Genomic DNA, 12413 nt, shown 5'->3' with positions numbered 1-12413 from the left:
GGTTTTATAGAGCTGGCAAAGTTCGGTCCCGTCAAGGGCCGGGTGCAGGCATGGCAGTCATTATTTTCTGCTGTCGGTGCAATGCGGATGGCCTGCCAGTCTTCGCCAGACAGTGCCGGCCGGAGAGTTTCAGCTTCGGTGCGCGCGGTTTTCCGGCCGGCAGGACCGGCCCAAACCAGATGGCGCGAAGCGGTTCGCCGCCGGCCGAAAGGCCGTCCCCGGCAGGCAATGTCATGAATGGACGTCATTCGGATGCGATCACGGCCCAAACGCCACAGATTCGGCGCTTTCCGCGATTGCCTTTTTCCGCAGGACTGCTAAATCGCGGCCTATGAGCAACACGCCCCTTTCCCACATCCGCAATTTCTCCATCGTCGCGCATATCGACCACGGCAAGTCGACCCTTGCCGATCGTCTGATCCAGACCTGCGGCGGCCTCGCCGAACGCGAGATGAGCAAGCAGGTGCTCGACTCGATGGATATCGAGAAGGAACGGGGCATCACCATCAAGGCGCAGACGGTGCGACTGCACTACACCGCCCAGGACGGCGAGATGTATGTGCTCAACCTGATCGACACGCCCGGCCATGTCGACTTTGCCTATGAAGTGTCGCGCTCGCTGCGCGCCTGCGAAGGCTCGCTGCTGGTGGTGGACGCCAGCCAGGGCGTCGAGGCGCAGACGCTGGCCAATGTCTATGCAGCACTTGATGCCGATCACGAGATCGTGCCGGTGCTCAACAAGATCGACCTGCCGGCCGCAGAACCCGAGCGGATCAAGGAACAGATCGAGGAAGTCATCGGACTGGACGCCTCCGACGCGGTGATGATATCGGCCAAATCCGGCATCGGCATCCCCGACGTGCTGGAGGCCATCGTCAAGCGGCTGCCGCCGCCGAAGGGCGGCACGGTCACGGATCCGCTGAAGGCCATGCTGGTCGACAGCTGGTACGACACCTATCTCGGCGTTATCGTGCTGGTGCGCGTCATCGACGGAGAAATGAAAAAGGGCCAGCAGATCCGCCTGATGGGCACCGATGCCCGCTACACGGTGGAGCGGGTCGGCGTGATCACGCCCAAGCTGGTGGCGATGGACTCGCTCGGACCGGGCGAAATCGGCTTCATCACCGCTTCGATCAAGGAAGTGGCCGACACCCGCGTCGGTGACACCATCACCGAAGACCGTCGCCCGACCGCCCAGGCACTGCCTGGCTTCAAGCCGGCACAGCCCGTCGTGTTCTGTGGCCTCTTCCCGGTCGATGCGGCAGATTTCGAGGATCTTCGTGCCGCCATGGGCAAGCTCAGGCTCAATGACGCCTCGTTCTCGTTCGAGATGGAAACCTCGGCAGCCCTCGGCTTTGGCTTCCGCTGCGGCTTTCTTGGATTGCTGCATCTGGAAATCATCCAGGAGCGGCTCGAGCGCGAGTTCAATCTCGATCTCATCGCCACCGCTCCCTCGGTGGTCTACCGGATGAACATGACCAATGGCGATGTGCTGGAGCTGCACAATCCGGCCGACATGCCCGATGTGGTCAAGATCAGGAGCATCGAGGAGCCGTGGATCAAGGCCACCATCCTGACGCCGGACGAGTATCTCGGCGCGATCCTGAAACTGTGCCAGGACCGGCGCGGCATCCAGACCGACCTCTCCTATGTCGGCAAGCGGGCGATGGTGACCTATCAGTTGCCGCTCAACGAGGTGGTGTTCGATTTCTACGACCGGCTGAAATCGATCTCCAAGGGCTATGCCAGCTTCGACTACCAGATCACCGGCCATGAGGAAGGCGATCTGGTCAGGATGTCGATCCTGGTCAATGACGAGCCGGTGGATGCGCTGTCGATGCTGGTGCACCGTTCGGCGGCGGAAAAGCGCGGCCGGGTGATGTGCGAAAAGCTCAAGGACCTGATCCCGCGGCACATGTTCAAGATCCCGATCCAGGCGGCCATCGGCGGCAAGGTGGTGGCGCGCGAGACCATCTCGGCGATGCGCAAGGACGTGACCGCAAAATGCTATGGCGGCGACGCCACGCGCAAGCGCAAGCTCTTGGACAAGCAGAAGGCCGGCAAGAAGAAGATGCGCCAGTTCGGCAAGGTCGACATCCCGCAGGAAGCCTTCATCGAGGCGCTGAAGATCGGCGACTGACGTTCATACGCCGGACCTGACCGGCGCAGCCTCACCCCGCTTCAGTTGGGCAGCGGCAGCGCCGTGCGGCGGCTCAGGCGCCATTGCCAGAGAATATGGCCCAGCAGCGCCAGAAACACCACGCCGCCGCCCAGCAGGGTTCTGGGCGCCGGCACTTCGGCATGGATCAGCCAGACCCAGACCGGCCCCAACACCGGCTCCATGGTCGAAATCAGCGCGGCCAGCGCCGAAGGAATCATCCGCGCCCCGGTGGCAAACAGCGCCATGCCGAGCCCCAGATTGAAGCCGCCGAACAGCAGCAGCAGACCAAAATCGCCTGCACTGACCCTCAGCCCGGCTGACAGGCCGACGCCCACCGCGGTGCCGATCATGACGCCGAGGCAGACCGCAGGCGTCATCCGCACGCCGGCATGGCGCCGGGTAATCACCGTGGCCGCGGCAAACACCACCGCGATCAGCAGCGCCAGTCCGTCGCCGACGAAGGACACCTGTGCCGCAAAGGAATCCGACACCATCACCGCGATACCGGCAATCACCGCCAGGATCGCCGCCCAGGTGACCCGGTCCACCGCCTCGCGCAAAAACACCACGCCGAGCAGTGCTGCCATCAGCGGCACGCCGGCCTGCATCAGCAGGATATTGGCGACACTGGTGTAGCCCAGCGCCACCACGAAAGAGATCGACGCGGTGGCAAAGCACAGCGCCACGGCGAGGCCGGGCAGTCCCATCGTGCGAAACAGCCTGATCGTGCCCGCCGGGCCGTCGCGCCAGAGCATGAAGCCGAGCAGGAACAGCGCGGCAAAGAAGGACCGCCAAGCAATGATGGTCCAGGGATCGGTGACCTCGAGCCCGCGGGCAAGGGCGCCGCCAAAACTCCACACCAGGGCAGCACCGAACACCAGCAACGCGCCGCGCCTGGCCTCGGCCGCGCCGGACCCGTCCGGAAGCGCCGGCGGGTCCGGCGGGAGCGTGTGTGCAGCAGTGGGAACGGCTTCGGGATGCATGCGGAATCCATAGGCCCGGAAAGCGGCCTTGGGAAGCCGGCGGACGCGACATCCGGAGACGCGAACAGGCTGCCCGAAACTTCACCTTGTCAATTCACCCGACACGTCTCACTGCCAGACGGCCGGTCTCTGCCGCGCCGCTCCCGCCGCCCAGCTTGCGCCGCCCGTGACAACGCGGATGCGGACCCGGCGCATTGCCGCTGCAGGAACAGAAACAGAAACAGAAACAGGATCGGGATCGGGATCGGGATCGGGATCGGGATCGGGATCGGGATCGGGATCGGGATCGGGATCGGGATCGGGAAAAATATCATCGGCTTGCCGGCAAATTCCAACAAAGACCGGATTATTTCGGAGGCGATGCATTCTGTCGTTGACACGGCCGCCGAGACCCCCTAAATCCGCGCCAATGCCCAGATGGCGGAATTGGTAGACGCGCTACGTTCAGGTCGTAGTTCTCGCAAGGGAGTGGAGGTTCGAGTCCTCTTCTGGGCACCAATTCATTGTTCCGGAGTATCCGAGAACATCCAAAAAGCCCCGCGAAAGCGGGGTTTTTTGTTGGGTTTCGTCCGGAGGCATCCCGGTGTGACCATGGTTGTCCGGCGAAAAAGCTGGCAAATGGCGGAACTGCCCGAGAACGGCGATGTCGGCGGGCGCGGACTGGCCATTGGCGTCGAGTTGAGGACGTCGCCTTATTTTGCGGTTAACAAAGCCGGCATCATAAGCACGGGCGGGCAAAGGCCGGCGGACAGTTTTGACTGTCAAACAGCCGCGCATCATTTTCACAGAAGTGCCTGGCTGGACTTGGAGATCGGTCTCCAGATCCTGTATCAGCAGAACGATGTGACCAATCAAGGTGGATGATGATGCATGCCGACGAGGTAAGACTGTTTCTGGAAGGGCGCAAAATCTACTGCTTTCCACCCGAAACCCAGACTCTGTTTGCGGTCATCGATTACGGATCGGATGGCCGCTGCGCAGTGCGGTTTTCGTCGGGAGAGGCTGACGCCGGCATTTACGGGTTCGACGGAGACAGTTACTGGACCCGCTATGAAAAATTCAGGAACGGCGAGACCCATACATTCCGCCTCGAGAGGCTTGGGCCCGGCATCGCGCAGGCCTATTTTGCCGATGGGACAAAGGCGTTTATCCAGGCGCACAGCGCTGACCTTGGCGCAATGACCGGGATCTAGCGGTCTGGGCCAGGACTGAGCGAACCCTTGGTTGAATCAGGGCGGCAGGATGACCCGCCGCCCCAAAATGTCTTACTGGATGGCAACGCCCAGCTTTTCGCCGATGGTTGCATTCCATGCGGAGACGCAGTCGGCGCCGCAGCGTTCGGCAAAGGCCGGCAGGATTGCGACCTTCACGGCCTCGGCGCGCAGGGCTTCGTCCGCTTCCGTCATCGGGACCAGTGTCATGCCGGCCGGTTCACCCTCGGAGCATGGGCCGGTGGTGTTGCAGGCGAGACCTGTTTCGGTTTCCGTGGCCGCCAGCTCAAAGATCGAGGTTTCGAGGCCGCGAAGTCCTGTTGTCAGGTAGTCCTGAACAGAAGCGTCGAGACCATTCCACCATTCGAGATTGGCAAGCTGTGCCGCAAGGCCGAAATTGACCGGCATCGGCGAGATGAACTTGGCGCTCTCATGCCATTTGGCCTTGTAGCCTGACAGCGCACCGGTGATGGCGCAATCGACGACGCCGCTGGCCAGCGAAGGCTGCACTTCGGCGAAGGCGATGGACAGAGGCGAGCCGCCGAGATGGCTGACAAAGGCCTGCTGCGAGGCACCGGATGCGCGCACCTTGCGGCCTGCCAGATCGGCGAGCGAGGTGAATTCATCGCGGCAATAGATCACCTGGGCCTGATAGGTGCCAAAGCCGAGAAGCTTGATGTTGTGTTCCTTTTCCAGAAACTCGGAATAGGAAGGCCGCCATGCGTCGGCCACTTCGGCCAGTTGCTCGACACTGGAAAGCACGCCGACCAGATCGGTGGCCTCGTTGCGCGGCACTTCACCGGAATTGTAGGCCAAGACAGTGGTTGCGATTTGCAGGGTGCCGTTGCTGACCAGCCGGAAGATCTCCCCGCCCTTGAAACCGAGCTCGGTGAAGGGTTTGACATTGGCGGTTATCTTGCCACCGGTTTCGGCAGGCACGGTTTCTGACCAGAACGGCAGTTCCTTGTCGGTGTACATCGACAGGCTGCCGATGGAGCCGACCACGTTGAATTCGGTGGCGGGCATCTCCTGGGCTGTTGCCGGCAGGGCCAGAAGTGTCGCGAGCGTCGTTGTTGCAAGAAGTTTCATCATAGTCTCCCTTGGGTTGAACGGCTTTATCCGCCGCTTTTCGGATTGACGATTGTGGGCAGCCAAAGCGCCAGCTGCGGAAAGGCAATCAACAGGCTGATCATGATCAGCATGGCGACAAGGAAAGGTGCAGCCCCCTTGAACAGATCGGTAAACGCGCCGCCGCCCTTGCGCACGGCCTGCACCACATAGAGATTCATGCCGACCGGCGGGGTAATCAGCGCGGCCTCGATGAGGATCACGAACACCACGCCCCACCAGACCGGGGAATAACCCAGGCCAACAATCACCGGCACGATGATCGGGGTGGTGGCGATCATCATCGAGAGCGTTTCCATGAAACAGCCGAGCAGCAGGTAGAACACCACAATGGCCAGCAGCATGCCCAGAGGCGGCCAGCCGAGCGAGAGCACCGCATCGGTAATCGCGCCGACAAGGCCGATGGAGACCATGACGAAATTCAGAAAGAAGGCCGCGATCACGATCAGCATGATCATGCAGGTGGTTCTCACGGTGCCTTCAAAGGCGCTCAGCAACACCGGCAGGGTCAGCTTGCCGTTCAGCGCCACCAGGATCACCGTGGCGATCAGCCCCAGAGCTGCTGCCTCGGTCGGGGTGGCAAGTCCGGCATAGATGCTGCCCACCACAATCGCGAAAAGTCCCAGAGGCGGCAGAAGATGCGGCAGCCCCCTGAGCCGCTCCGGCCACAGCGATCCATCGACCACCTTTGGTCCGCCCCAGTGCGGCCGCCACAGTACCAGCGCCAGAACGATGCCGGAAAACAGCGTGGCCAGCAGGAAGCCGGGGATGAATCCGGCAGCGTAGAGATCGGCGACCGAGGTGTCGGTCAGCACCGCGTAGATGATCATGTTGATCGACGGCGGGATGAGAATGCCCAGCGTGCCGCCGGCGGCGATGGAGCCCAGAAACAGCGGCCGGTTGTAACCGCCCTTGTCCATGTTCGGAATGGCCACGGTGCCGATGGTGGCGGCGGTGGCGATGGATGATCCTGACGTAGCGGCAAAGACCGCGCTTGCAGCGATATTGGTGTGCATCAGCCGGCCCGGAAGCCGGGCAAACCAAGGCGTCAGCGCGTTGAACAGCCGTCCCGAGACACCGGAGCGGTGCATCAATTCGCCCATCATGATGAACATCGGCGCTGCTATCAGGATGAAATCCTCGGACGAATTCCAGGCCAGTTCACCCGCCGCCCCCGTCATCGGGAAAAACGCATAATTTTCGGACAGGATGTAGCCGGTCAGGGCCAGAACAGCTGCCACCGGCAGGCTGAGCACCAGCATTCCCAGCAGCAGGAGAAACGCTGCCCAGATCATCGCAGCTCCTCCACGGCGTGCACGGCTTCATCGATCTCGGCATTGAGATCGGCTGACCCGATCGCCGCCTCAAACCCGGCACGGTCGCCCTTGATAAGGCGGATCACGGCCTGAACCGGGGCCAGCACGGCCATGCAGGCAAACCAGAACAGTCCGATCCACCACAGGCCTTGCGGGATCACTATGGGAATTTGTAGCTGCGACATCGAGCGCGCGCCCATCGCCCAGGACTGCGAAACCGTGCCCCAGGCAAACCAGGCCAGCGCCGCCGCCACCACGGCGAGGGCGCAGGCCGCCAGCAGATCACAGGCGGCGCGCACCGGAAACGGCATCTTGGCCACAATAAAATCGACCCGGATATGGGCCTTGGTGGTGACCGTGAAGGCAAGGCCAAGCCCGATGCAGGCGGCAAGGCCGTAACCCGAAACCTCGAAACTCTCCACCAGGCCGCGGTTGAGGAAGTACCGCGCCAGAACATCGATGGTGATCGGCACCGCGCAGCCAAACAGGATCACCGCCCCTGCCACCCATGCCAGCCAGCGCGACACTCGTTGTGGCAGTGGTTCGGTCATTTCCGGTCTCCCAAGGTGCAAAGCCGATCAGGCAAGAGCCGACCTTTGCAGACCTTCGCAGATGTTGCGCCGAATATGCAATCCCTGCGGGGACTTACCTCACCGGGCCCGAATGTCTGGCTCAGGTCAAACGCTTCTGCGCTGCCGCTCAGGGCGTCGTTTAAACCGCTGACACTGCAGTCGCCGAGATCAGACATAGCCATCGGCCTGATCCTCGGCGATTGCCTCTGCATCCCGCAGCGACGGATCGCCATGGCCGCCACCGCCCGGCGTTTCCATCCGCACGATGTCGCCGGGGCGCAGGGCATGACCGATGGTCTTGGCGGCCAGAGGCGTGGTCACGCCATCGCGCGTCACGCTCAGGCTGCCACCACGCCCGGGTTCGCCGCCTTCCAGCCCGTAAGGCAGGGACTCGAAGGCATCGAAGGCCGAGTTGAGCAAGCCGCTTTCGGCCAGGAATTCCCATTCGCGCACGATGCCGAGGCCGCCGCGCATGCGGCCGGCGCCACCCGAGCCCGGCACCAGGCCATAGCGGGTGAAGCGCAGCGGAAACAGCGCCTCGATCATTTCGACCGGGGTGTTCTGGCCATTGTGAAAGCCGGCGGCGAGACCGTTCGGTCCGTCGCGTTCGGGATGCGCGCCCCAGCCACCCAGTTCGGAATCGAAATAGACCTGACGGCGGCCGTCGGCGTGGCGGATATTGACCGCGTGATTGAAGGTGGTGCCGTAATAGCTCGCCGGAATGCGATCCGGCATCACCTGGGCAAAGGCGCGCAGCACGGCGGTGGCGATCTTGTGTCCCGGCAGCATCCGCATCGAAACGGGCGCGGGAAAACTGGCATTGACCAGTGATCCCTCGGGCGCGGTCACGGTGATCGGCCGGTAGCAGCCGGCATTGACCGTTGCGGTCACGCCGCAGGCCGCGATCACGGCGTAATAGACGGCCGAGGTTGTTGTCGCCATGGTGGCGTTGATCGGGCCCTTGGCCTGGTCTGAGGTGCCGGCGAAATCGAGCGCAATGTCGCTGCCCTTGATCGTCAGGGCGACCGAGATCCGCTTGGCGCCGTCTTCGATGCCGTCGCCATCGACGAAATCCTCGGCGGAGTAGGTGCCATCGGGCAAGGCTTGAAGCGCGTTGCGCATCTCGTGTTCGGCGTGGTCGAGCAGTGCCCCGCCGATCTCGTCGAGTGCCTCGACACCATAGCGGTCAGCCAGCCGGAGCATCGCCCGCGCGCCGACATCGAGTGCAGCGATCTGGCTCAGAAAATCGCCGCGGAATGTTTCCGGCTCGCGGACGTTTTGCAGGATGGTGGCGAACAGGTCCTCCTGCATCTTGCCATCGCGCACGATCCGCACCGGCGGCAGGCGCAAGCCTTCCTGAAACACCTCGACCGCCTTGGCGTTGTAGCCGCCCGCGGCACCGCCTCCGACATCGACATGGTGGATCAGCACACAGGTGATGGCGATGCGCCGACCATCCCTGAACACCGGCTTGAACGCGATGAAATCCGGCAAATGCTGGCCACCGCAATAGGGATCGTTGGTCACGATCACTTCGCCGTCGCGCCATTCGTCGAGCGGAATATGGTGGGCGGCGATGTGGTGCAGGCACAGCTCCATCGAATTGAGGTGCACCGGCATGCGCGCCGCCTGGGCGACGTTGCGGCCCTGGCCGTCAAACACGGCGGTGGAGTAATCGAGCAACTCGCGCACGGTGGTCGACCGGGATGTGCGCCAGACGGTAACCGACATTTCCTCGGCCACCGATACGAGCGCGGCTGAGACGATTTCCAGAAGGACGGGATCGGGGCGGGTCATGGCTGTTTCCTTGCGGTCATGTCACCGGTCGCGGCCATGGTCAGGGTCCAGCGGCCGGGGATCAGCAGGGTGGTGTATTCCTGTTCGATGATGGCCGGGCCGGTCACAGTAGTGCCGGGTGCGAGCGAAAGCTGACGGTGCACCGGCGTGTCAAACCAGGCACCATCCACATGCACGGGCCGGCGGGTGACAGGGGCGGTTTCGCTGGGGGCGTAAGCGACCGCAGGCAGATTCGTGTCACCCAGCACTCCGATCGCGGTCAGCCGCAAGGTGACAAGCTCGACCGCCTCCTTCGGGTCATCGAAGGAAAAGCGCTGGCGATGCTGATCCTCGAAACGCGCGCGCAGGATGGCAAGGGTGTCCACGCTCAAGGGACCGTCGGGCACGGCGGTCATCAGTTCAAACGCCTGCCCGCGATAGCGCAGATCGGCAGTGAGGGTGAGGATGCGCTTGTCCTCGGGCATCTTGTCCTGATCCAGCAGCGCACTGCCGCGTGTGCGCAGATCGTCAGCCATTGCATTGAGGGCCGGCAGGCTTTCGGACGCCAGCGGCAGGATCTCGGTGCGCGACAGATCGTGCTGGATGTCGGAAAACAGGATGCCGTGGGCGGAAAAGGTCGATGGATCGCGGGGAAAGATCACTCGCGTGATGCCGAGTTCTTCGGCCACCTCGATGGCGTGCAGGCCGCCGGCCCCGCCAAAACTCATCAGCGCGAAATCGCGGGGATCAAGCCCCTTGGCAAACAGCGAAAACTTGATCGAGGCGGCAAGTTTCGCGTTGACCACGGCAAGGATACCAGCCGCGGCATGATCCGGCGTCAGCGAAAGCGGCTGTTCGATCCGGTCGCGCAATGCAGCCCGCGCGCCATCCAGATCAAGCGCAAAGCGTCCACCCAGGAAGGTGGCCGGGTCCAACCGGCCGAGGATCAGGTTCACATCGGTGACCGTCGGCTCGGTGCCGCCGCGGTTGTAGCAGACCGGCCCCGGCACGGCTCCCGCACTGCGCGGCCCGACCTGCAGCCGGCCCGAGGGATCGACAAAGGCGATCGAACCGCCGCCCGCGCCAATTGTGTTCATTTCCACCATGGGAACGCGGACCGGCAACCCGTCGATTTCGCCCTGGGTGACCACCGTGCGTTCGCCGCCGGCCACAACCGCCACATCATAGCTTGTGCCGCCCATATCAACGCCGACGACATCCGGAGTCTTGAGCGTATTGGCCAGCTTTTGTGCTGCCAGAACACCGCCGGAGGGGCCTGAGAGCAGCAGCTTGACCGGCGCCTGCACCGCCGCATCAAGGCTGATCGCCCCGCCATTGGACTGAATGAGATAGACCGGAGCGGCGATCTGCGCCTCGGTCAACCGTGCGCGCAAAGCGGTGACATAGCGGGCGATGACGGGAACGAGCAGAGCGTTCAAAACGGTCGTTGCCGTCCGCTCGAATTCGCGGATTTCGGGCGACACCTCATGGCTGCAGGACACGGCCATGTCTGGACAACGCGCCAGCAGCCGGTCGCGGATGGTAATTTCCTGGGTGGGGTTGGCATAGGCATTGAGCAGACAGATGGCTGTCGCCTTGGCGCCAGAGGCGGCCACGCGGTCGATCATCGCGTCCAGTGCCGTCATATCGATCTCACGCACAACCTCGCCTGACGCGGCAATGCGACCCGGCGCGCCAAACCGGTGACGGCGGGGGACCAGGATGCTGCGGTCGGGGCCGCGCAAGGCATAGATGTCGCTGCGGGCATGACGCCCGATTTCGAGCACGTCCTCGAAGCCCTCGGTGGTGATCAGGGCACCGGCGGGCAGGTCGCGGGTGAGAACGGCGTTGGTCGCAATCGTCGTGCCATGCAGGATCAGGCCGATATCGGCGGTGGTGAAGCCGAACCGCGCGCCCGCTAGTGCGATGGCGTCGGTCAGGCCGCGCGCCGGGTTGTCCGGGGTCGTCGGCGACTTCAGACTGTGGGCGGCACCCGTGCTGGAATCGCGGAACTCCAGGTCGGTGAAGGTTCCACCGATGTCGACGGCAATGGTAATACGGGAGCTTGGCATCAGGTTTTACATCTTCCGGCAAGGGGCGTGACACCGGCAGCGTCGCAGGCAAGGCCAATCAAATCAAATCGAAAATACTTGGAATTGTTGATCACATATTTTTATCACTGTGGCTGCGCGCCGTGGCCAGCGCCAGCTGTCCCGCGACTTCCACGACGTGGCTTTTCGGGTCGCCGAGATAGGATGCGGTGAATTGCAGCGGCGACGGCAACCAGCCCGGATCGAAGGTACGCAGGGCCCCGCGCGCCACCGGGTCGAGACCCAGGATTTTCGGCAAGGCCGCCACCCCCAGCCCGGCCTCGACCAGCCGGAAACAGGCCGACAGCGACGAGGACGAGAAAATCTGCACCCTGGGTCCCACCCGTTCGAACAAGGCGCGCTTGAGCTCGCGATAGGGACGGGTGTTGCGGGCGAATGTGATCACCGGCCGGGTGGCGATCAGGGCGCCATCATCGCCGTCCGGGCTGCCGGTTTGCGCGGCCACGTACCAGGCCATGTCGAAGCCGGGCAGCATGATGTTGCTGATCGTCGCTTCCGACACCGGGCCGAGCAGGATGGCAAGGTCGATCTCGCGGTCGAGCAGCCGTTCGCGCAGATTGGTGGAGACATCGACATCGATCTCGATCTCCACCTTCGGAAACCGGTGGTGCAGCGCAGAGACGAAATCCGGCAACCAGGATTGCGCCACGGTTTCTGCGACGCCGAGGCGAAGCTGCTGCTCGATCGCGTCGGGCGAAATGATGTTGGCCGTCACCTGTTCGGAGAGATGTTCAAACTGTTCGGCATAACGGATCAGCATTTCGCCACGCTTGGTCAGGGTCAGGCCGCCTGAGTTGCGGTAGAAAAGTTCGACCGCCAGCGAGTCCTCAAGTGATTTGATCCTGGCGCTGACGGCGGGCTGGGTGATGCTGAGGCTTTGCGCCGCCTTGCGCACCCCGCCCAGGCGCACAACCTCGAGGAATGTGCGCAGTTGTTCGATGTTGAGACGGGACATGAAACAGGGCCTTGATACAAACTCGGGTGACGGTGCTGACACGGAAATGACGGTACCCGGCCCCGGCCGGATCTGAAAGCGGAAGATCGCTTGGGTGTCCCTGCGACCGCGCAACGCCGGTCGGCAGCACCGACAGGGAACCGGCCTTCAATGCCATTCACCCTGCCCCCGCAGCCGCACCGCACTCCGGTTTCAAGTTC

10 protein-coding genes and 1 tRNA gene are annotated in these 12413 nt (G+C 63.2%); 4 read left to right on the top strand and 7 right to left on the bottom strand.

The window, feature by feature from the left end:
• Window positions 1-331: 331 nt before the first annotated feature.
• Window positions 332-2140 (top strand): translation elongation factor 4, encoded by a 1809-nt coding sequence (gene lepA / locus OEG82_RS03110; RefSeq protein WP_267611005.1) that lies wholly within the window; start codon window positions 332-334, stop codon window positions 2138-2140.
• Between the two features lie 41 nt (window positions 2141-2181).
• Here the strand turns inward: lepA and OEG82_RS03105 are convergent, their stop codons facing one another.
• Window positions 2182-3144, bottom strand: coding sequence for a DMT family transporter (locus OEG82_RS03105; protein ID WP_267611003.1), 963 nt, complete (start codon window positions 3142-3144; stop codon window positions 2182-2184).
• Between the two features lie 411 nt (window positions 3145-3555).
• Here OEG82_RS03105 and OEG82_RS03100 point away from each other — a divergent pair.
• The 3 genes from OEG82_RS03100 to OEG82_RS03090 all read left to right on the top strand — a co-directional run bounded on the left by OEG82_RS03100 (window position 3556) and on the right by OEG82_RS03090 (window position 4337).
• Window positions 3556-3642 (top strand) — tRNA-Leu (locus OEG82_RS03100).
• Between the two features lie 87 nt (window positions 3643-3729).
• Complete coding sequence (locus OEG82_RS03095) at window positions 3730-4008, top strand: hypothetical protein (RefSeq protein WP_267611002.1); 279 nt, start codon at window positions 3730-3732, stop codon at window positions 4006-4008.
• Window positions 4009-4010: 2 nt separating this feature from the next.
• On the top strand, window positions 4011-4337 hold the full coding sequence (locus OEG82_RS03090; protein WP_267611001.1) for a hypothetical protein: 327 nt from the start codon (window positions 4011-4013) through the stop codon (window positions 4335-4337).
• Between the two features lie 72 nt (window positions 4338-4409).
• Here the strand turns inward: OEG82_RS03090 and OEG82_RS03085 are convergent, their stop codons facing one another.
• The 6 genes from OEG82_RS03085 to OEG82_RS03060 form a co-directional block, all read right to left on the bottom strand.
• Window positions 4410-5444 (bottom strand): TRAP transporter substrate-binding protein, encoded by a 1035-nt coding sequence (locus OEG82_RS03085; protein WP_267611000.1) that lies wholly within the window; start codon window positions 5442-5444, stop codon window positions 4410-4412.
• Between the two features lie 26 nt (window positions 5445-5470).
• A complete protein-coding gene (locus OEG82_RS03080; RefSeq protein ID WP_267610999.1) occupies window positions 5471-6778 on the bottom strand; it encodes a TRAP transporter large permease in 1308 nt (435 codons plus the stop codon).
• On the bottom strand, window positions 6775-7350 hold the full coding sequence (locus OEG82_RS03075; protein WP_267610998.1) for a TRAP transporter small permease subunit: 576 nt from the start codon (window positions 7348-7350) through the stop codon (window positions 6775-6777). The genes OEG82_RS03080 and OEG82_RS03075 overlap by 4 nt, the downstream gene beginning before the upstream one ends.
• 189 nt (window positions 7351-7539) lie before the next feature.
• Window positions 7540-9168: a hydantoinase B/oxoprolinase family protein gene (locus OEG82_RS03070; RefSeq protein WP_267610997.1), complete on the bottom strand. Its 1629-nt coding sequence runs from the start codon at window positions 9166-9168 to the stop codon at window positions 7540-7542.
• Entirely contained in the window at window positions 9165-11219 is a 2055-nt protein-coding gene (locus OEG82_RS03065) for a hydantoinase/oxoprolinase family protein (protein ID WP_267610996.1), read from the bottom strand. Before OEG82_RS03065 ends, OEG82_RS03070 begins: the two co-directional genes overlap by 4 nt.
• Window positions 11220-11310: 91 nt before the next feature.
• The gene (locus tag OEG82_RS03060) at window positions 11311-12213 is read right to left on the bottom strand and encodes a LysR family transcriptional regulator (RefSeq protein WP_267610995.1); all 903 of its coding nucleotides are present in this window, start codon (window positions 12211-12213) and stop codon (window positions 11311-11313) included.
• Window positions 12214-12413 lie beyond the last annotated feature (200 nt).

Origin of the sequence: Hoeflea ulvae, from assembly GCF_026619435.1 — a bacterium.
In the GTDB taxonomy this organism is placed as follows: Bacteria; Pseudomonadota; Alphaproteobacteria; order Rhizobiales; family Rhizobiaceae; genus Hoeflea; species Hoeflea ulvae.
Note: the sequence above shows the minus strand (reverse complement) of the source record. Positions and strands in the feature narration are given on the sequence as shown.

Bases quoted from the DNA above. Each gene is read 5' to 3' on its own strand.
- lepA (WP_267611005.1), top strand. From the start codon at position 332: ATGAGCAACACGCCCCTTTCCCACATCCGCAATTTCTCCATCGTCGCG.
- OEG82_RS03105 (WP_267611003.1), bottom strand. From the start codon at position 3,144: ATGCATCCCGAAGCCGTTCCCACTGCTGCACACACGCTCCCGCCGGAC.
- OEG82_RS03090 (WP_267611001.1), top strand. From the start codon at position 4,011: ATGCATGCCGACGAGGTAAGACTGTTTCTGGAAGGGCGCAAAATCTAC.
- OEG82_RS03085 (WP_267611000.1), bottom strand. From the start codon at position 5,444: ATGAAACTTCTTGCAACAACGACGCTCGCGACACTTCTGGCCCTGCCG.
- OEG82_RS03080 (WP_267610999.1), bottom strand. From the start codon at position 6,778: ATGATCTGGGCAGCGTTTCTCCTGCTGCTGGGAATGCTGGTGCTCAGC.
- OEG82_RS03075 (WP_267610998.1), bottom strand. From the start codon at position 7,350: ATGACCGAACCACTGCCACAACGAGTGTCGCGCTGGCTGGCATGGGTG.
- OEG82_RS03070 (WP_267610997.1), bottom strand. From the start codon at position 9,168: ATGACCCGCCCCGATCCCGTCCTTCTGGAAATCGTCTCAGCCGCGCTC.
- OEG82_RS03065 (WP_267610996.1), bottom strand. From the start codon at position 11,219: ATGCCAAGCTCCCGTATTACCATTGCCGTCGACATCGGTGGAACCTTC.
- OEG82_RS03060 (WP_267610995.1), bottom strand. From the start codon at position 12,213: ATGTCCCGTCTCAACATCGAACAACTGCGCACATTCCTCGAGGTTGTG.